The sequence below is a fragment of the Halarchaeum sp. P4 genome (genome assembly GCF_051195175.1).
In the GTDB taxonomy this organism is placed as follows: Archaea; Halobacteriota; Halobacteria; order Halobacteriales; family Halobacteriaceae; genus Halarchaeum.
This window is the reverse complement of record NZ_JBNTKC010000002.1, coordinates 145,481-163,492: the sequence shown is the minus strand read 5'-3', so window position 1 is coordinate 163,492 and position 18,012 is coordinate 145,481. Positions and strand designations below refer to the sequence as shown.

Below are 18,012 nucleotides of genomic sequence, written 5' to 3'. Positions count from 1 at the left end.
TTTTCCGCCCGCCGCCCGACTCACGGGCAGTGATAGTCGTCGCCACCGCCGACTTCGAGGTGTATCACGAAGTCGTCGGCGAACTCCGGGACCGCGGGGCTGCCTTCACCACCGTCGAGCCCGGCGACGCCCTCCCCGAGGACGCCGCCGTCGTCATCACGGGCCCCGACGACGAACTCGACGTCCCCTGTGACGTGGTCGTCGCCGACCCCGACGACCCGCGCGCCGCCGTCGAGGAAGCGCTCACGCTCCTCCGCGGCGGTGGCGGCCGCACCGTCGTCGGCGTCGACCCTGGCCCGCAACCCGGTATCGCCGTCCTCTCCGGCGACCTCGTCGTCGCCGTCTTCGACGTTCCCGTCGAGGACGCCGCCGACGTCGTGATGGAGGAGGTGGCGGACGACCTCGACCCGCTCGTCCGCGTCGGCGACGGCGCGCGTCTCCACGGCGCGCGCATCATCGAGGGCCTCGAGGATGTTACCGTCGAACTCGTCGACGAGACCGGGACGACGCCCTACCTCGGCCGCGGCGCGCGCGGGATGGCCGACGTCCTCGCCGCCGTCAACATCGCCCGCTTGGAGGGTGAGGTCGTCGGCGAACGCACCTTCGAACCGACCGCCGGCGAACTCGACGTCATCAAGCAACGCTCGCGCGAGCGCTCCGCCGAGAACCGGACCATCACGGAGGCGCTCGCCCGGAAGGTCGCCACCGGCGAACTCACCATCGACGAAGCGCTCGAACGACACAGGGAGGAGTAGCTACCGGACCGCTTCGACGGCGCGCCGCATTACCTCGCGCACCGGCAGCCCGGTTTCCCGCGCCACCGCGTGCGCGTCGTCGTACTCCGCGCTGTAGTCGTAGACCGTGCCGTCCTCGTCGCTCGCGACCTTTACCGACACCTCGTAGTGCTCGCCTTCGACCTCCAGCTCGGCGGTCTCGAACGCCCGCTCGGCAATCCAGCGGTGGCGCGCGCCCGACTCCCGAACCCCGAGCGTCCCCGTCTCCTCGGCGAGTCGACGCGCCACCCGTCCGGCGTCCTCCGGCTTCGTCACCACCTTCACGAGGTGGCCAGGTCGGGACTTCTTCATCGTCACCGGCAGCACCGAGACGTCGCGCGCGCCGGCCTCGGCGAGCGTCTCCTGCAGTCCGCCGAGGACCTCCGGCGTCGCGTCGTCGAGGTTCGTCTCGAGGACGACGACGTCGTCCCGGACGAGGCCGCTCTCCGCGGCGTGGCTCGCCTCGCTCGCCGTGTGTGACGTGTCTTCGACCGACCCCTCGCGCTCCTCGCCGACGGCCGCACGGATGACGTTCGGCCGCCCGTCGAAGTCCTTTGTCCCCGCGCCGTAGCCCGACTCCCGGACCTGCATCGCCGGCGTCTCGTCCACGCCCGTCGCGAAGTGTGCGAGGAGCGCCGCGCCCGTCGGCGTGAGGAGTTCGACGTCGATCGGGCCGCCCCGGAGTCGCCAGTCCGCGCGTTCCGCGATTTCGACGACGGCGGGCGCGGGCACCGGGTAGACGCCGTGGCTCATCTCGACTTCGCCGCCGCCCGCGCGGACGGGTGTCGTGACGACGCGGTCCGGATCGAGGTCCTCGAAGAGGAGCGCGACGCCGACGACGTCCGCGATGGCGTCGTCCGCGCCGACTTCGTGGAAGTGCGTGGATTCGAGGTCGGTGCCGTGGACGGCGGCCTCCGCGCGCCCGAGTATCTCGAACGTCGCGAGCGCGTCCGCCTCCACGGACGCGGGGAGGTCCATCCCCTCGACAACGTCGACGACCTCGCGGTAGGTCCGGTTCGGGCCGTGGCCCTCCGCGTCGTGCGTGTGGGAGTGCGCGTGGCCGTCGCCGCCGTGCTCGTGAGAGTGCGAGTGCTCGGCATCGCCGTGTGAGTGTGCGTGGTCGTCGTTCCCGCCACTGTCGGTTTCGTCGCCGTGGCGGACCGTCACCTTCGTCGCGCGGACGCCGCACCGCGTCACCTCGCGGACGTCGTAGGTCACGTCGAGGGCGGCCTCGACGGCGTCGAGGGCGGCGGGGTCGGCGCCGGCGGCGACGAGGGCGCCGAGGAGCATGTCGCCGCTCGCGCCCGTCCGGCCGTCGAAAGCGAGCGTGGTCATGCCCAGACGTGGGTGCGCGGCGGCGAAAAACGTGGCCATCCGCGCGACATCGACACCGGCCGGAATCCGTTCGAGCGTCAGCGATTTGTACGAGGGTGTGCTACTGGTACACATAGCCCTCGCCGTCCGGGGGAAGGGCTTTCCCCCGCCGGCGAGAATCTCAACCTATCGGACACAAGAGACAATGAACGAAGTCCAACTCGAGGTCGCGAAGGCGTACCCGAACGACTCGGGACGCGGTATCGCACGCCTCGACCCCGACACGCTGTTGCATCTGAAGCTCAGCCCGGGCGACATCATCGAGATCGAGGGCGCCGAAACGACCGCCGCGAAAGTCTGGCGCGCAGACCGACAGGACTGGAACACCGACACCGTCCGCATCGACGGGTTCACTCGGCAGAACGCCGACGTCGGCATCGGCGAACGCGTCAAGATCCGCAAGGCCGACGCCGAGAAGGCCGACTCGCTCGTCCTCGCACCCCCCGAGGAGGCGAGCGTCCAGTTCGGCAGTGACGCCGCCGGGATGGTCAAGCGTCAGATTCTCAAGCGCCCGGTCGTCTCGCGCGACATCGTCCCCGTGATGAGCTCGACGAACCACCCGTTCATGCGCTCGCCGGGACAGGCGATTCCGCTCATCGCCGTCGAGACCGAACCCGAGGGCGTCGTCCTCGTCACCGAGGACACCGACGTCGAGTTGCGCGAGGAGCCCATCAGCGGCTTCGAGCGCACTGGCGGCGGCATTACCTACGAGGACATCGGCGGCCTGCAGAACGAGATTCAGCGCGTCCGGGAGATGGTCGAACTCCCGATGAAACACCCCCAGATCTTCCAGAAGCTCGGCATCGAGCCACCACAGGGGGTGTTGCTCCACGGGCCGCCCGGAACCGGGAAGACGCTGCTCGCGAAGGCCGTCGCCAACGAGACGTCAGCGAGTTTCTTCTCCATCGCCGGCCCCGAAATCATCTCGAAGTACTACGGCGAGTCCGAGCAGCAACTTCGCGAAATCTTCGAGGACGCGAAGGACGACTCGCCCTCCATCATCTTCATCGACGAACTCGACTCCATCGCGCCCAAGCGCGAGGACGTCACCGGTGAGGTCGAGCGGCGCGTCGTCGCCCAACTCCTCACGATGATGGACGGTCTCGAGGGCCGCGGGCAGGTCATCGTCATCGCGGCGACGAACCGCGTCGACGCCGTCGACCCCGCACTCCGCCGGCCCGGCCGGTTCGACCGCGAAATCGAGATCGGCGTCCCCGACGAGGTGGGCCGCGAGGAAATCCTCAAGATCCACACCCGCGGGATGCCGCTCTCCGACGACGTCAACCTCAGCCACCTCGCCGACGAGACGCACGGCTTCGTCGGCGCGGACATCGAGAGCCTCAGCAAGGAGGCCGCGATGCGCGCGCTCCGGCGCTACCTCCCCGAAATCGACCTCGACGAGGAGGACATCCCGCCGAGCCTTATCGACCGGATGATCGTCAAGCGCGAGGACTTCCGCGGCGCGCTCAGTGAAGTCGAACCGAGCGCGATGCGCGAGGTGCTCGTCGAGCTCCCGAAGATGTCGTGGAACGACGTCGGGGGGCTCACCGACGCGAAGAAGAACGTCCAGGAGTCCGTCGAGTGGCCGCTCAACAGCCCCGAGAAGTTCGAGCGGATGGGCATCGACCCGCCTGCCGGCGTCCTCCTCTACGGGCCGCCCGGCACCGGGAAGACGCTCATGGCGAAAGCCGTCGCGAACGAGACGAACGCCAACTTCATCTCCGTAAAGGGGCCACAGCTCCTCTCGAAGTGGGTCGGCGAGTCCGAGAAAGCCATCCGGCAGACCTTCCGGAAGGCACGGCAGGTCAGCCCGACCGTCATCTTCTTCGACGAGCTCGACTCGCTCGCCCCCGGCCGGGGTCAGGATGTCGGCAACAACGTCTCCGAGCGCGTCGTCAACCAGCTCCTCACCGAGCTCGACGGCCTCGAGGAGATGGGCGAGGTGATGGTCATCGGCGCGACCAACCGCCCCGACATCATCGACCCCGCGCTCATCCGGAGCGGGCGCTTCGACCGGATGGTCATGGTCGGCCAGCCCGACGTCGAGGGCCGCGAGCGCATCCTCGAAATCCACACCGAGGACATCCCGCTCGCCCCCGACGTCAGCCTCCGCGAACTCGCCGAAATCACGGACGGCTACGTCGGCTCCGACCTCGCCTCCATCGCCCGCGAAGCCGCCATCGAGGCACTGCGCGAGGACGAGGACGCCGAGGAAGTCGAGATGCGCCACTTCCGCACGGCCATGGAGAACGTCCGGCCCACCATCACCGAGGACATCCTCGACTACTACGAGGAGGTCGAGGAGCAGTTCAAGGGCGGCAACACGCCCGGACAGGACCGGCGGGAAGGCGGTCACATCGGCTTCCAGTGAGCTTCTTCGCTGGTCGGGTGTGCTGACGCGTCACTCGAAAGGCGCGAAGCGCCTTTCGTGATGCCGAGGAGTACTGCTCTCTCGAACCGTACTGCACCTAACAACACCCGTCACTAAAGAGGTGGTGCGGCGAAGCCGCGCCGAGAACCGCGCGGTATGCTCCGTTTCTCTCGCCGCTGATACCTAACTCATATCGGACACTTTTTCGCGTTTGCGGCCGCGCGTCTACGAGATGCCCGCCACGACACGGCGCGACTACCTGCGCGCAGCGGCCGGGGTCGGCGTCGCCGGTGCGCTCGCAGGATGTAGTAGCGACGACTCGACGACGCCGCGACTCGGTGACCTGACCGCACTGAACTTCCACGACGAGCCCCACACGGTTCGTGTCCTCATGCTCGACGGCGAGGACGTGGTGTACTGGGAACAAACGCACCTCTCCGCTGGGTCGTCCGATGCCCCGAGCGGCGCGGCGTTCGCCGGCTATCCGACCGAGTCCGGCGAGTACGTTCTGTCGGCGCGTGTCGACGAGCGAGCGCACGAGCGGTGGGCGCGCGTCGACTTCGCCGAGCACGACGCCGCTTGCCTCGGCCTCAAACTGTTCGTCGGCGACAACCGGACGGACGGAAACGACCTCTCCGTCATGTACACGACCGACTCGGGCGTCTGTCGTGACGAGCGCACGAGGACGACTGCGAGCGCGACGATCGCGAACGGAACGCCAGAATAGCTATTCGGCGCGTTCGGCTTCGATAGCCTCCGCGAGTCCGCCGAAAGCGTACTGGAGGACGAAGCCGCCGAGGAGCGCGGCGACGGTGAGAGTGGCGGCGACGGGGTGGTCGACGGAGAGGCCGACGGCGAGCAGGACGAGGAAGCCGAAGGCGAGCGCGGCGGTCGCGAGGCCGCCGGGCGCGCGGAACGGGGCGTCGACGTCCGTGCGATGGACACGAAGGCCGACGAAGGAGGCGACGTTGATGGCGTAGGGGAGGACGGTACCGACGAGGGCGGCGAGGACGACGCCGCCGACGACCTGTTTGCCGACGACGACGGCCGCGGCGGCGACGGCGACGACGCAGAGTGCGACGTAGGGCGCGTTCGTGGACTCGTGGGTCGCGGCGAACGCACGCGGGAAGGCGTCGCGCTCAGCGAGCGCGCGGAGGACGCGCGCGCTCGAGGTCAACCCGACGAGCATCGTGGTGAAGATGGCGACGAGCGCGGCGACCGGCAGCGCGTAGTTCGCGAGAACGGGGAGGCCGGCGTCGACGACGACGGCGGAGAGCGGGGCGACCATCACGAGGGTCCCCTGCGTGAAGGCGCTCGCGGGGACGGTGAGGTGGAGTGCGAGGACGACGAGCGTGTAGAACGCCGTCGTGAGGAGGAGGCTGCCGACGATGGCGCGCGGGATGGTCCAACTCGGGTTCTTCACCTCGCCGGCGGCCGCGGGGACGACGGTCCACGCGCCGTAGCCGGTGATGGCGACGCCGATGGCGGCGAGGAAGCTCGTCGCGCCGCCACGGAAGAACGGCGTCGCGTTCGCGGGGTCGCCGTTCGCGAGGCCGACGGCGGCGACGACGGCGAGCACCGCGAGGACGAACGCGGTGAGGACGAGGTTCGTGCGCTTCGTGACGTCGATACCGGAGAGGGTGACGGCGAGGCTCGCGGCGATGGCGAGCAGGCCGAAGAGGACGGTGTGGCCCCGAACGCCGGCGAGCGGCGGGATGGCGCCGAGGTAGTTCGCGACGTACCACGCGGAGACGGCGACGCCGAAGACCCAGCCGAGGGCGTAGGACGTCCCTTCGAGGTAGCTGAAGAAGCCCCGGACGGCGGGGTTCGACCCGAGTGTCTCCGCGGGGAAAACGGCGGGTCCGCCTGATTTCGGGAACGCCGTCGCGAGTTCCGTGTAGCAGAGCGCGATCGCGACCATCCCGACGCCCGCGAGGAGCCACGCGAGGACGGCCGCGGGGCCGACCCACTGCCCGGTGAACGCGGGGAAGAAGAATACCGCGGAGCCGATCATGCCACCGACGCTGAGGAGGAGGAGGTCGCGGAGGCCGACGGAGCGCGGGAGGCCGTCGTCCGTCGCGTCGCTGTCCTGCATCGACGGCTACTCCGTCCGACGGCGCGTTAACCGTTTCGAAGTTGGGGAGCGTAACGAATCTGTGACAGCGGCGTGCGCAGCGCCGTCGCTGTGCGGCGTGGAGAACGGAGAAACGCGAGCGGGATGCTCGCGGAGAGGGGTGTGACTTACTCCTCGACGGCGACGGCGTTGACCTGCCCGCTCTGGCCGGGACGGGAGGTGACGCGTGCCTTCCCGGCGTCCGTCTCGATGATGGCGCCCTTCGTGATGATGTTACGGCGGGCGTAGTTCGGGTTCGCGTCGTTCTCGACGACGTCCTCGATGGTCGCGTGCGTCGTCTCGCCGTCCTCGGTGACGTTCGCGACGTTCGTGGAGAGCGCGCGGAGCTTCTCGTCGGTGCCGCGGGAGTCGACGACGCGGAAGCGCGGTTCGCCGAGCGTCGTCTCCGTCGGGGAGCGACCGAGTTCGTGCTTCTTCTTCTTCGAGTGGGGGCGAGTTCGCGCACCCGTCTTCGTGCGCTTGGAGCGGCCCTGGTACTGCATACCCGGAAATGGCGTCGTTACGTACTAAAGCCGTTCGGTCCGCCGTAGACTCGCTGTCTTTAGGCGTCGCGCCCGCCTCCACGCGACCATGAGCCTCCGCGTCGCCGCCGGCGCGCCCTTCGTCTCCCGCGGGCGCGAGCGCCTCGGCGAGCACGAGTTCGTCGTCGCCCTCTCGCTCGACCGGGACTGGATGAGTCCCGACCAGGCGAAACGCCTCATCGACGTCGCCACCAGCGAGGGCCTCCTCGCCCGCGAGGACGGCGACCTCGTCGCCACGTTCGACGTCGAGGACGTCGAGGTACCTGACGACTTCACGCCCGACGAATCCCTCTTCCGGGAGCGCTCGGCGTTCGAGACGGCGCTCGGCGCCCTCGACGCCGCCGGCGAGGACCGGCAGGAGGCCGTCGCCGCCGTCAACGCCCTCCAGCAGGACCTCGGCGTCACCGCCGACGTCGCCGCCGTCCTCTACGCCCGCCGTGAGGGTGTCGATGTCGAGGACGCCGCCGCGAAGGCCGCGGAGGGCCTCTGAATGGTCGAGCGCGAACTCGATGACGGCGTCCGAATCGCCCAACTGCTCGCCTCCGAGCTGACCGGGCGGGCGATTCCGCCGTTCGACGACGTCGCCGTCACCGACGCCGACTCGGACGTCGAGCCGACGCCCGAAGGCGCGCGCGCCTACGACGTCACCCACGACGGCGAGCGCGTTGCCACCGTCTACGTGATGCCCGAGCGTGCCCGCCTCGAACTGTTCGTCGGACTGGAGGCCGCGAAGCGTGCCGCCGATGACGTCGGCCTCCGTGCGCGTCCGCGCGCGTCGACGCCGCCCGCGCTCGTAGTCTTCGTAGAGAACGGCGCACACGCCAAGCGGGTGCTCGACGTCTTCGAGGCCGCGCTCGTGGCAGCCGACAGATCGGGTGTGGACACGGACGCGGCCGCCGGCGACGAGTAACAGTACGTTTAGGCGCTCGCCGGCCACAGACCACCCATGGGCTTCTTCGACGACCTCGCGGCCCGCATCGAGGACCGCGACACGATGGTCTGCGTCGGCCTCGACCCCGACACCGACCGCCTCCCCAACGAGGTGCGCGACGCCGAGCTGCCACGCTGGCAGTTCAACCGCCGCATCATCGACGCGACCCACGAGTACGCCGCCTGTTACAAGCCGAACGCGGCCTTCTACGAGGGCGCGGACGGGTGGCGCGCGCTCCGCGAAACAATCGCGTACGCGCACGGGAAGGACGTCCCCGTGATTCTGGACGCGAAACGCGGCGACATCGGGAACACCGCCCGCCAGTACGCGAAGGCGCTCGACGACGCGGACGCCATCACCGTCAACCCCTACATGGGCCACGACAGCCTCCAGCCGTTCCTCTCGCGCGAGGACAAGGGTGTCTTCGTCCTCTGTCGCACCTCCAATCCCGGCGGGAAGGACTTCCAGAACCTCGAACTCGCCTCGTTTGACGAATACCTCTACGAGCACGTGGCGCGCCGAATGAGCGAGTGGGACGAACACGGGAACGTCGGCCTCGTCGTCGGCGCGACCCGGCCCGCGGAACTCGAACGCGTGCGGGACGTCGCACCAGACCTCCCGTTCCTCGTGCCGGGCGTCGGCGCGCAGGGCGGCGACGCGGAAGCTGCCGTCGAGCACGGCCGCACGAGCGGGGGCGTCGGCGTCGTCAACTCCACGCGCGGCATAATCTTCGCGGGCGAAGATTCGGAGAACTGGGACCGCGCCGCCGGCGACGCCGCCAAACGACTGCGCGACCGACTGAACCAGTATCGCTAACGCGGACCGCCGACACCCGTCCCCTCGTCCCCTTCGACGACGCCTTGCGAACGGCGTTGCTCCGACGCGCACTCCGCACAGACGCCGAGTTCGGCGTCGTAGTGCGCCCGACAGACGACGGCTCCACAGCGGTCACACGCGAACCGCGCTTCGGCGCTCTCGCAAATCTGACAGAGCCCGGTGACGCTCATACCGAACGCGGACGGCGCGCTGACACATCAAGGCGGGGGCCGAACGCGGCGAAAAAACGAACTCCCTTCTCACGTCTCCGATTCGGCCTACTCCCCGTCGGTGGGTTCGTGCTCGTCGATGGCGTTCTTCGGCATCGAACCGGCGTCCGACCCGGACTGCGTGCTCCGGTTCGTCCGTGAGGACTGCGCACCCGCCCCACCTTGCGAGCCTTGCTCACCGTGACCGGGGAACGACCGCTGTGGCGGCGCTTGGGCCTGCGCCCGGCGTGGCGGCTTCCCTGCGCCCTTCGGGTGAACGTAGTCGAGGCGGTCGTAGGGGACGTAGGCCTTCAACTCACCCTCCTCGTCGAGGAGCTTCAATCCGTGCTCCCCCTCCTCGAAGCTCTGGCACTTCACGCGCTTTCCGGCTTCCAACAGGTCGACAACGAGCGGGTCGGACATATCCATATTTCCATACGACCGAGAAGGATATAAACGGCGGCGCGCACCCCGAGACGGGTCCGAGAGCGCGTCTACGGACGACTCGTGAGCCCTCCAGAGCCCTCGTGCGAGGAAGGCTTTTGGTAGATGGTCCCTAACACGGACCTATGAGCGTCGACCGGTCCGTCCTGCACCGCGCGCTCGAGCGCGGGGAGCAGGAGGGGGGGAACGTCGAGTTCAAGGAACGCCTCACTCGCGACGTCCACCTCGCTGACGGACGCCTCGAAAGTCTCGTCGCACAACTGCGCCATCGCGTCCTCTCCGGCGACGGCGAAGCCCAGTACGTCGTCGGCGTCACCGACGACGGCGGTATCGCCGGCGTCGACCCCGATACCTTCTCCGAGACGCTCGACGTCCTCAGCCTCCTCGCCGAAGAAGCCGGTGCTCACATCGACGACGTCGAGACGTGGGGTACCGAGAACGAGGGCCTCGTCGGTGTCGCCACCGTCCGCGACGGCGGCCAACTCACCGCCGACGACGACCACATCATCGTCGGCACCGCCGGCCACGTCGACCACGGCAAGTCCACGCTCGTCGGCTCGCTCGTCACCGGCCGACCCGACGACGGCGACGGCGACACCCGCTCCTTCCTCGACGTCCAACCCCACGAGGTCGAACGCGGCCTGTCGGCCGACCTCTCCTACGGCGTCTACGGCTTCGACGGCGACGGCCCCGTCCGCGTCGAAAACCCCCACCGTAAACACGAACGCGCCGCCGTCGTCGAGCAGGCCGACCGCGTCGTCTCCTTTGTCGACACGGTGGGCCACGAGCCATGGCTCCGCACCACCATCCGCGGCCTCGTCGGCCAAAAACTCGACTACGGCCTCCTCGTCGTCGCCGCCGACGACGGCCCCACCGCCACCACCCGCGAACACCTCGGCGTCCTCCTCGCCACCGACCTCCCCACCATCGTCGCCATCACCAAGACCGATCTCGTCTCCGAAGAGCGCGTCGCCGAGGTCGAACGCGACGTCGAACGCATCCTCCGCGAAACCGGACGCGTCCCCCTTCCCGTCGAACGTCACGGCGTCGACGCCGCCGTCGAGGAAACCGACGACGCCGTCGTCCCCGTCGTCCGAACCAGCGCCGTCGACAGGGACGGCCTCGACGTCCTCGACGAACTCTTCGAGCGCCTCCCCAAGACCGCCGCCGCGGGCGGCGACTTCCGCCTCTACGTCGACCGCTCCTACAAGGTCACGGGTGTCGGCGCCGTCGCCTCCGGCACCATCGAGTCCGGGACTGTTGAGGCCGGCGACGAACTCCTCCTCGGGCCCTTCAGTGACGGCTCCTTCCGCGACGTCGAAGTCCGGAGCATCGAGATGCACTACCACCGCGTCGACCGCGCGGAAGCCGGCCGCATCGTCGGCATCGCACTCAAGGGAGTCCGGGAGAGCGAAATCGAACGCGGGATGGCGCTCCTCCCGCGCGACGCCGACCCGACCGCCGTCCGGTCCTTCGAGGCCGACGTCATGGTGCTCAACCACCCGACGCGTATCGACGCCGGCTACGAACCCGTCGTCCACCTCGAAACCGCCAGCGAGGCTGCGCGCTTCCACCCCGAAGGTGGCCAACTCCTCCCCGGCGACACCGGCACCGCCCGCATCGAGTTCAAGTTCCGCCCCTACGTCGTCGAGGAAGGCCAGCGCTTCGTCTTTCGGGAGGGCTCCAGCAAGGGCGTCGGCACCGTCACGAACATCCCCGACTGAGCGCCGCCTCGCCGACCGGCGCTACGCGCGCACGTAGCCCGCGTCGCGCGCCTCCGCGAGACCGACCAGCACCGCCCAGTCGAGCAGGCGCCGCACTAGTTCTTTCTCGCCCACGCGTGCGGGAACGCGCGACGTCACCTCCTCCGCGGAGCGCGGGGTGTCGGTGAGCGCCTCGATGACCTCGCGCGCGCCGTAGACGCTCCCGACGAACGCGCCCGCAAGCGACTCCCGGTCGACCGGCGCGTCCGTCCGTGCGTACGTCCCGCCCTCCTCGCTAGCGAGTCCGAGCGCGCGCAGAAAGCCGAGCCACTCCGCTGCCGTCTCGCGGTCGGGTACGTCGGCGTCCGCGTCCGCCCGCAGAACGAGCGCACAGCAGTCGGTTCGCGCGTTCGGCTCCGCCGGGAGGGCCGCCCGCAGGTCCGCGAGCGCCGACAGCGACGCCGGGACCGGCGGGACGGCCGTCCACCTCACAGCCCGAAGGACTCCGCGAGGACGAACTCCTCGGTCTCGCCGAGCGCGTACGTCGGGCCGCCCACGACGTTCACCGTCACCGACGCCGGGCCGAAGACGCCCGCCGCAACCTCCGAGAAGTCCCACTCGACCTCGTCGAACACCTCACCGAGCGGCCGGCCGTGCTCCTCGCCCGCCGTCGACGGCACCGCCTCGAACGCCTCCTCGTCGTCCTCCTCGACCGTCATGTAGACCTCGCCGCCGTACGCGAGCGCGTCCATCTGCCGGGCGATGGCGGTCTCCTCCTCGTCCGCGACCGGCGCGACCGGCGCGCGCCCGTTCACCGACAGTACGTTCTGCGGGTCGTAGCCGGCCTCGAAGAGTCGGAAGACAGCCATCTCCGCCGCGCGCGCCGCCGCGGAGACGCTCCCCGCGATGGACCCGGCCGCGTAGACCGGGAGGTAGACGCCCTCCGTGTTCACCTCCGCGCGCTCCGCGATCACCTGCGCGACGCGCTCGTCCGGCAGAACGTCCGACTCCAGCGTGAGCGCCGTCAGGTCGAAGGCGTCCGTGTAGCCGAGTTCGCGGAACTCCGCCTCCTCCGCGACCAACGCGCGCGCCGGCCCCGAGCCGAGCCCCTCGAAGCCGTCCACCGACACCTCCCAGCCCGCCTTCTGCGAGCAGAGCAGCGCGAGGTCCGGGCGGTCACACGCCAACTCGACGTACGTGAACGGCGCGTCCGCGACGGTGTCGACGCGCGTCTGGACCGTCGCCAACCCTGCCGTCTGCAGTTCCGCGAGCAGGAGGCCGGCCTCGATGCCGCCCGTGTGCTCCACGCCGAAGTCCAGTACTGTCGCGCCGTTCTCCAAGTCGAACGCGCCGATTTCGAGCTCCCCCGCGAACTCGAGGGCCTCGTCGGCCAGCTCGACGGCCATCCGGTTGATGCTCTCCATGCATCCGGATTCGACCGTCTCTCGGTAAAGGGTTTCCAGTGCGGGGCGCTACGCGTCGTCCGCCTCGTCGCCCGTTCCGCTCCGCGCCGGGCGGCCGAGCGCCCGCTCGACGCCTTCCACCTTCTCGCGCGCCGACGAGGTGGACGTGCGCTTGTCGTCGATCTTCAGGAACGTGCTCACCCGGTCGCCCGGCACCGCCTTGTGCGCTGCCCCGACGGCCTTGAGGAGCGTGTCGACGTCCTCCGCCTCGATGACGGTCCCCATCGGGTTCGTCTCGTAGGTGACGTCGAAGTCTTCCAGAGCCTCGACGGCTTTCGCGACGTCCTCCGCCATACTTCCCTCACGGACCGGTGCGACACTGAGGAGTGCGACGACGGTCATGGTCGGGCGCACGCCGGCCTCCCGCATAGCAGTAGCGGTAGTTGTCTCACACGCACGCGTACGCGCTAAAGAACAGAGAGAAAGCGACGCTACCTGTCAAAAGTCAGAGAGCAGAGTGATGAAGCCGTCACTCCAGAGGAGCAGTGAACGGAAGGATGGAAGTGCACTAGCGGGGATTTGAACCCCGGTTGTGACCATGGCAAGGTCACGTGATACCACTACACTACTAGTGCGCGTCTGCATTCTATCGAAGTACCCGGGTATAAAAAAGACTTTCGAAGCGACATCGAGCTGTCGGGCAGTTCCACGGGTGAATGTACCACGCCGACGCCGGCGAGACGGCCGTGATACGGCTTCACGGGGCCACGAACGAAACAACACCCTTTTTACCGCGCCGTCGGTAGAACATCTACAGTCTCGTGACGAGACGTGGACGCGACTAAGGCATGACACGCACCGTACTCGTGCCGTCGTCCGTCGTCCGGGAAGCCGAGGACAAACGCGAGGCGACTCGCAAGCTCGGCTACGTGGCCCGCGCGGCCGCGGTCTTCCGGGCCGACCGCCTCGTGGTCTTTCCAGACCCCGACGGCGAGCGGCGATGGGGCGGCGGGTTCGTCGAAACGGTGTTGCGGTACGCCGCAACGCCACCGTACCTCCGAAAGGAGGCCTTCGACACTCGCGACGAACTGGAGTACGTGGGCGTGCTGCCCCCGCTCCGCCTCTCGTCATGGACCGGCTCCGAATCGAGCGGTTCGGGGTCGCATCGAGAAGGGATCGTGACCCAGGTCGGACCTGAAGGGCGCGTTCGGGTCAATTGCGGAATGCAACACCCGGTCTCCCTCCACCTCCCCGGCGATATGGAGGTTTCGGAGGGGGAGCGCGTGACCATCAGGATATCTTCGCGACGACCGGTCCGGGCGAAGATCATAGACGAAGCCCCACCGGGCTTCCAGGTCTTCACCCGGCCCATTGGGGACGAACTCGACCGTCCGGACGCCGGGTTCCGGGTCGCCACCTCGCGCTTCGGCGTGCCAGTCGGCACGTCGGGGCTCGAACGACTCACCCAGCGCGTCCACGACGACGGACTGACCGTCGCCTTCGGCTCGCCCGGGCGTGGGCTTCCGCCCATACTCGGCGTCGACGCCGAGGCGGTCAGCGAGTTCGACCCCGACCAATCCACCGGCGCTCCCGGGGGGTTCGACGTCTGGCTCAACACCATCCCGAACCAGGGTAGCGAGGTCGTGCGAACTGAAGAAGCGATGTTCGCCTCCCTCGCGTGCCTGACGCTCACGGAGTGATACGATGCCACAACCAAACCGACCACGCAAAGGCTCTCTGGGGTTCGGACCCCGAAAGCGCGCGACGACCGAAGTCCCGCGCTTCAACAGCTGGCCCGATGACGATGGCCAGCCTGGACTCCAGGGTTTCGCCGGGTACAAGGCAGGCATGACTCACGTCGTGATGGTGGACGACAAGTCCAACTCCCCCACCGAGGGCATGGAGCAGTCCGTCCCCGTCACTGTCGTCGAAACACCCCCGATGCGCGCCGCAGCAGTGCGTGCGTACGAGGACACCCCGTACGGGCTCAAGCCCGTCACGGAAGTCTGGGCCGAGGACCTCGACGCGGACCTCGACCGGACCCTCGACGTGCCCACTGACGAGGCGCGCGGCGGCTACGACGCCCTCCAGGACCTCGTGGAGAACGGTGAGGTCGACGACCTCCGTGTCGTCACCCACACCGTTCCCGCGGGCCTCAACGGCGTCCCGAAGAAGAAGCCCGACGTGATGGAGACGCGCGTCGGCGGCGGCTCGCTCGCCGACCGCGCCGAATTCGCGCTCGACCTCCTCAAAGAGGGCGGCGAGCACGAGTTCGGCGACGTCTTCCGTGCCGGCGAATTCCTCGACGCCTCCGGCGTCACCAAGGGGAAGGGCACGCAGGGCCCCGTCAAGCGATGGGGCGTCCAGAAGCGCAAGGGTAAGCACAAGCGCCAGGGCTGGGTTCGCCGCATCGGCAACCTCGGTCCGTGGAACCCGAGCCGCGTTCGCTCGACCGTTCCCCAGCAGGGTCAGACTGGCTACCACCAGCGCACCGAGCTCAACAAGCGCCTCGTCGACTTCGGCGAGGGCGAGGACGTCAACGCCGAGGGCGGCTTCCCGAACTACGGTGAAGTCTCCGGCTCGTACGCCCTCATCAAGGGCTCGCTCCCCGGCCCCGAGAAGCGCCTCCTGCGCTTCCGACCGGCCATCCGCCCGAACGAATCGCCGCGCCTCGACCCCGAGGTGCGCTACGTGAGCACCGCGTCGAATCAGGGCTAAATCATGCAGGCAACAGTCCGTGGCCTCGACGGCGACGACTCCGGCTCCGTAGACCTCCCCGAGGTCTTCGAGACGGAGTACCGCCCCGACCTCATTCGTCGGGCGGTCCTCGCCGCGCAGGCCAACCGAAAACAGAAGTACGGCGCTGACGAGTACGCGGGTCTGCGCACCCCCGCCGAATCCATGGGTAGCGGCCGCGGCATGGCCCACGTCCCCCGAACGAACGGACGTGGCGCCCGCGTGCCCCAGACTGTGGGCGGTCGGAAGGCGCACCCGCCGAAAGCAGAGAAAGACCAGGGACAGACGGTCAACAAGAAGGAGCGCAAGAAGGCTATCCGGTCCGCCATCGCGGCGACCGCCGACGCCGAACTCGTCGCCGAGCGCGGCCACGAGTTCGACGAGGACACCGAGCTCCCGATCGTCGTTGATGACGAGTTCGAGGACCTCGTGAAGACGAAGGAGGTCGTCTCCTTCCTCGAGGCCGTCGGCGCGCACGACGACGTCGAGCGCGCGGACGAGGGTCGCACCGTTCGTGCGGGCCAGGGTAAGCTCCGCGGTCGTAAGTACCGCGAGCCTAAGTCCGTCCTCTTCGTCACCTCCAGCGAGACCGGTCCGTCGAAGGCTGCCCGCAACCTCGCGGGCGTCGACGTCGCGACCGCCGCCGAGGTGAACGCTGAGGACCTCGCGCCCGGCACGCACGCCGGTCGACTCACAGTCTGGACCGAGAGTGCCGTCGAGGAGGTGGCCGAGCGATGAGCGGCATCATCGAGTACCCGCTCGTCACGGAGAAGGCCATGAACGACATGGACTTCGGCAACAAGCTCCAGTTCATCGTCGACATCGACGCGACGAAGACGGACGTCAAGGAGGAAGTCTCCGAGCAGTACGACGTCACCGTCGAGTCCGTGAACACGCAGGTGACGATGGACGGCACGAAAAAGGCCATCGTCAAGCTCTCCGAGGAGGACGACGCGCAGGACGTCGCCTCCCGCATCGGGGTGTTCTGAAAATGGGACGCAGAATTCAGGGTCAGCGACGTGGCCGCGGTACTTCGACGTTCCGCGCGCCCTCGCACCGATACAAGGCAGAACTGTCGCACAAGAAGCCAGAGGGCGACGTGCTCTCCGGCGAGGTCGTTGACATCGAGCACGACCCTGCCCGGAGTGCGCCTGTCGCACGCGTCGAGTTCGACGACGGCGACCAGCGCCTCGTCCTCGCCGCCGAGGGCGTTGGCGTCGGCGACACGCTCGAGGTCGGCATCTCGGCGTCCGTCGAAGCCGGGAACACGCTCCCGCTCGCGGAAATCCCCGAGGGGATTCCCGTCAGCAACGTCGAGCGTCAGCCCGGCGACGGTGGCGTGTTCGCGCGTGCCTCCGGCGTCAACGCGGACCTCATCACGCACGAGCGTGACGCCGCCGTCGTGCAGCTCCCGAGCGGTGAGGTCAAGCGCCTCTCGCCGGACTGCCGTGCCACCATCGGCGTCGTCGCCGGTGGCGGCCGCACCGAGAAACCCTTCGTGAAGGCCGGCAACAAGCACCACAAGATGAAGGCGCGTGGCACGAAGTGGCCGCGCGTCCGTGGTGTCGCGATGAACGCCGTCGACCACCCGTTCGGTGGCGGTGGCCGCCAGCACCCCGGTCGCCCGAAGAGTGTCTCGAAGAACGCGCCGCCAGGCCGCAAGGTCGGGGACATCGGTTCCCGCCGCACCGGCCGCGGTAACAAATAACCCATGAGTACGGAATACCGAACCGGCCGCGAAGGTGAGTTCACCTATCGTGGCTACGACCTTGACGAACTCCAGGAAATGGACCTGGAGGAAGTCGCCGAACTGCTTCCCGCTCGACAGCGGCGAACCATCACCCGTGGACTCTCCGAGGAACACCAGAAGGTCCTTGAGAAGGCGCGCGAGCGAACCGCCGAGGAGACCGCCAACAACCCGATTCGCACGCACCTGCGTGACATGCCGGTCCTCCCCGAGTTCGTCGGCCTGACCTTCGCGGTTTACGACGGCCAGGAGTTCGGGCGCGTTGAGGTCCAGCCGGAGATGATCGGCCACTACCTCGGCGAGTTCGAGCTGACGCGTAGCTCGGTCGAACACGGGCAGGCGGGTATCGGCGCGACCCGCTCCTCGAAGTTCGTGCCGCTCAAGTAAACCATGGGAATCAGTTACAGCGTCGACGCCGATCCGGAGACCACCGCCAAGGGTATGCTCCGCGAGCGGCCGATCAGCCTGAAGCACAGCAAGGCCATCGCCCGCGAAATCAAGGGCGAGACGGTCGCGGACGCCGAGGAGTACCTCGAAGCGGTTCTCAACGAGGAGAAGTCGGTTCCGTTCAAGCAGCACAACACGGGCGTCGGACACCGCTCGGACCTGCAGGGTTGGGACGCCGGTCGCTACCCGGAGAAGGCGACGAAGGACTTCCAGAAGCTCCTGACGAACGTCTCGAACAACGCCGAACAGCAGGGCTTCGAGCCCGAAAGCATGGTCATCAAACACGTCGCCGCCCACAAGGTCGGCGAGGTTCAGGGCCGCAAGCCCCGTGCGATGGGCCGTGCGACCGCGTGGAACACCCCACAGGTGGACGTCGAACTCATCATCGAGGAGGCAGAATAAC

Annotated in this window: 22 protein-coding genes and 1 tRNA gene; 14 read left to right on the top strand and 9 right to left on the bottom strand. The window is 68.5% G+C overall.

Translation table 11 applies throughout. The features are described 5' to 3' along the window. Nucleotides 1-29: 29 nt before the first annotated feature. A complete protein-coding gene (locus tag ACQUS8_RS08930) occupies nucleotides 30-755 on the top strand; it encodes a hypothetical protein (protein ID WP_435099797.1) in 726 nt (241 codons plus the stop codon). Here ACQUS8_RS08930 and larC read toward each other — a convergent pair whose 3' ends face one another. Continuing rightward, entirely contained in the window at nucleotides 756-2,108 is a 1,353-nt protein-coding gene (larC, locus tag ACQUS8_RS08925; protein ID WP_435099795.1) for a nickel pincer cofactor biosynthesis protein LarC, read from the bottom strand. A 184-nt stretch (nucleotides 2,109-2,292) separates the two neighbouring features. Here larC and ACQUS8_RS08920 point away from each other — a divergent pair, with 184 nt between their 5' ends. After that, a complete protein-coding gene (locus ACQUS8_RS08920; RefSeq protein ID WP_435099793.1) occupies nucleotides 2,293-4,518 on the top strand; it encodes a CDC48 family AAA ATPase in 2,226 nt (741 codons plus the stop codon). 232 nt (nucleotides 4,519-4,750) lie between these two features. Continuing rightward, the gene (locus tag ACQUS8_RS08915; protein WP_435099791.1) at nucleotides 4,751-5,245 is read left to right on the top strand and encodes a hypothetical protein; all 495 of its coding nucleotides are present in this window, start codon (nucleotides 4,751-4,753) and stop codon (nucleotides 5,243-5,245) included. On the opposite strand, the gene ACQUS8_RS08910 is transcribed toward ACQUS8_RS08915, so the two are convergent. Together ACQUS8_RS08910 and ACQUS8_RS08905 are read right to left on the bottom strand one after the other, a co-directional pair. Next, nucleotides 5,246-6,613 carry an APC family permease gene (locus ACQUS8_RS08910; protein ID WP_435099790.1) on the bottom strand — a complete coding sequence of 456 codons (1,368 nt, stop codon included), beginning with the start codon at nucleotides 6,611-6,613 and terminating at the stop codon, nucleotides 5,246-5,248. A gap of 146 nt (nucleotides 6,614-6,759) precedes the next feature. Continuing rightward, nucleotides 6,760-7,134, bottom strand: a complete 375-nt coding sequence (locus ACQUS8_RS08905) for a 30S ribosomal protein S8e (RefSeq protein WP_435099789.1) — start codon at nucleotides 7,132-7,134, stop codon at nucleotides 6,760-6,762. Between the two features lie 88 nt (nucleotides 7,135-7,222). Here ACQUS8_RS08905 and ACQUS8_RS08900 point away from each other — a divergent pair, with 88 nt between their 5' ends. Genes ACQUS8_RS08900 through pyrF form a run of 3 tightly spaced genes read left to right on the top strand, consistent with a single transcriptional unit; the run spans nucleotide 7,223 to nucleotide 8,920 of the window. Beyond that, nucleotides 7,223-7,663 carry a DUF2240 family protein gene (locus ACQUS8_RS08900; RefSeq protein ID WP_435099787.1) on the top strand — a complete coding sequence of 147 codons (441 nt, stop codon included), beginning with the start codon at nucleotides 7,223-7,225 and terminating at the stop codon, nucleotides 7,661-7,663. Next, nucleotides 7,664-8,083: a hypothetical protein gene (locus ACQUS8_RS08895; protein WP_435099785.1), complete on the top strand. Its 420-nt coding sequence runs from the start codon at nucleotides 7,664-7,666 to the stop codon at nucleotides 8,081-8,083. Between the two features lie 36 nt (nucleotides 8,084-8,119). Next, nucleotides 8,120-8,920 (top strand): orotidine-5'-phosphate decarboxylase, encoded by an 801-nt coding sequence (pyrF, locus tag ACQUS8_RS08890; protein ID WP_435099782.1) that lies wholly within the window; start codon nucleotides 8,120-8,122, stop codon nucleotides 8,918-8,920. Here the strand turns inward: pyrF and ACQUS8_RS08885 are convergent. Together ACQUS8_RS08885 and ACQUS8_RS08880 are read right to left on the bottom strand one after the other, a co-directional pair. Further along, a complete protein-coding gene (locus ACQUS8_RS08885; protein ID WP_435099779.1) occupies nucleotides 8,917-9,111 on the bottom strand; it encodes a hypothetical protein in 195 nt (64 codons plus the stop codon). The genes pyrF and ACQUS8_RS08885 overlap by 4 nt on opposite strands. An 87-nt stretch (nucleotides 9,112-9,198) precedes the next feature. Next, nucleotides 9,199-9,552 (bottom strand): hypothetical protein, encoded by a 354-nt coding sequence (locus ACQUS8_RS08880; protein ID WP_435099776.1) that lies wholly within the window; start codon nucleotides 9,550-9,552, stop codon nucleotides 9,199-9,201. A 146-nt stretch (nucleotides 9,553-9,698) separates the two neighbouring features. Between ACQUS8_RS08880 and ACQUS8_RS08875 the strand changes: the two genes are divergently transcribed. After that, the gene (locus tag ACQUS8_RS08875) at nucleotides 9,699-11,297 is read left to right on the top strand and encodes a GTPBP1 family GTP-binding protein (protein ID WP_435099773.1); all 1,599 of its coding nucleotides are present in this window, start codon (nucleotides 9,699-9,701) and stop codon (nucleotides 11,295-11,297) included. A 21-nt stretch (nucleotides 11,298-11,318) separates the two neighbouring features. Here the strand turns inward: ACQUS8_RS08875 and ACQUS8_RS08870 are convergent, their stop codons facing one another. The 4 genes from ACQUS8_RS08870 to ACQUS8_RS08855 all read right to left on the bottom strand — a co-directional run bounded on the left by ACQUS8_RS08870 (nucleotide 11,319) and on the right by ACQUS8_RS08855 (nucleotide 13,314). Then, nucleotides 11,319-11,768 (bottom strand): hypothetical protein, encoded by a 450-nt coding sequence (locus ACQUS8_RS08870; RefSeq protein WP_435099770.1) that lies wholly within the window; start codon nucleotides 11,766-11,768, stop codon nucleotides 11,319-11,321. Then, nucleotides 11,765-12,700, bottom strand: coding sequence for a methenyltetrahydromethanopterin cyclohydrolase (gene mch, locus ACQUS8_RS08865; protein WP_435099767.1), 936 nt, complete (start codon nucleotides 12,698-12,700; stop codon nucleotides 11,765-11,767). The genes ACQUS8_RS08870 and mch overlap by 4 nt, the downstream gene beginning before the upstream one ends. A 48-nt stretch (nucleotides 12,701-12,748) precedes the next feature. Continuing rightward, entirely contained in the window at nucleotides 12,749-13,081 is a 333-nt protein-coding gene (locus tag ACQUS8_RS08860) for an MTH1187 family thiamine-binding protein (RefSeq protein WP_435099764.1), read from the bottom strand. A 162-nt stretch (nucleotides 13,082-13,243) separates the two neighbouring features. Continuing rightward, nucleotides 13,244-13,314: transfer RNA gene (locus ACQUS8_RS08855), tRNA-Gly, on the bottom strand. Nucleotides 13,315-13,527: 213 nt separating this feature from the next. Here ACQUS8_RS08855 and ACQUS8_RS08850 point away from each other — a divergent pair. Genes ACQUS8_RS08850 through ACQUS8_RS08820 form a run of 7 tightly spaced genes read left to right on the top strand, consistent with a single transcriptional unit; the run spans nucleotide 13,528 to nucleotide 18,011 of the window. Beyond that, nucleotides 13,528-14,379 carry a putative RNA uridine N3 methyltransferase gene (locus ACQUS8_RS08850; protein ID WP_435099761.1) on the top strand — a complete coding sequence of 284 codons (852 nt, stop codon included), beginning with the start codon at nucleotides 13,528-13,530 and terminating at the stop codon, nucleotides 14,377-14,379. A 4-nt stretch (nucleotides 14,380-14,383) separates the two neighbouring features. Then, nucleotides 14,384-15,397: a 50S ribosomal protein L3 gene (locus tag ACQUS8_RS08845; protein WP_435099758.1), complete on the top strand. Its 1,014-nt coding sequence runs from the start codon at nucleotides 14,384-14,386 to the stop codon at nucleotides 15,395-15,397. Between the two features lie 3 nt (nucleotides 15,398-15,400). Further along, the gene (gene rpl4p, locus ACQUS8_RS08840; RefSeq protein ID WP_435099755.1) at nucleotides 15,401-16,153 is read left to right on the top strand and encodes a 50S ribosomal protein L4; all 753 of its coding nucleotides are present in this window, start codon (nucleotides 15,401-15,403) and stop codon (nucleotides 16,151-16,153) included. Then, a complete protein-coding gene (locus ACQUS8_RS08835) occupies nucleotides 16,150-16,404 on the top strand; it encodes a 50S ribosomal protein L23 (RefSeq protein ID WP_435099752.1) in 255 nt (84 codons plus the stop codon). The genes rpl4p and ACQUS8_RS08835 overlap by 4 nt, the downstream gene beginning before the upstream one ends. A 2-nt stretch (nucleotides 16,405-16,406) precedes the next feature. Next, a complete protein-coding gene (locus ACQUS8_RS08830) occupies nucleotides 16,407-17,123 on the top strand; it encodes a 50S ribosomal protein L2 (protein WP_435099749.1) in 717 nt (238 codons plus the stop codon). A gap of 3 nt (nucleotides 17,124-17,126) precedes the next feature. Continuing rightward, nucleotides 17,127-17,549, top strand: coding sequence for a 30S ribosomal protein S19 (locus ACQUS8_RS08825; RefSeq protein WP_435099746.1), 423 nt, complete (start codon nucleotides 17,127-17,129; stop codon nucleotides 17,547-17,549). A gap of 3 nt (nucleotides 17,550-17,552) precedes the next feature. Further along, nucleotides 17,553-18,011 (top strand): 50S ribosomal protein L22, encoded by a 459-nt coding sequence (locus ACQUS8_RS08820; protein WP_435099743.1) that lies wholly within the window; start codon nucleotides 17,553-17,555, stop codon nucleotides 18,009-18,011. Nucleotide 18,012 lies beyond the last annotated feature (1 nt).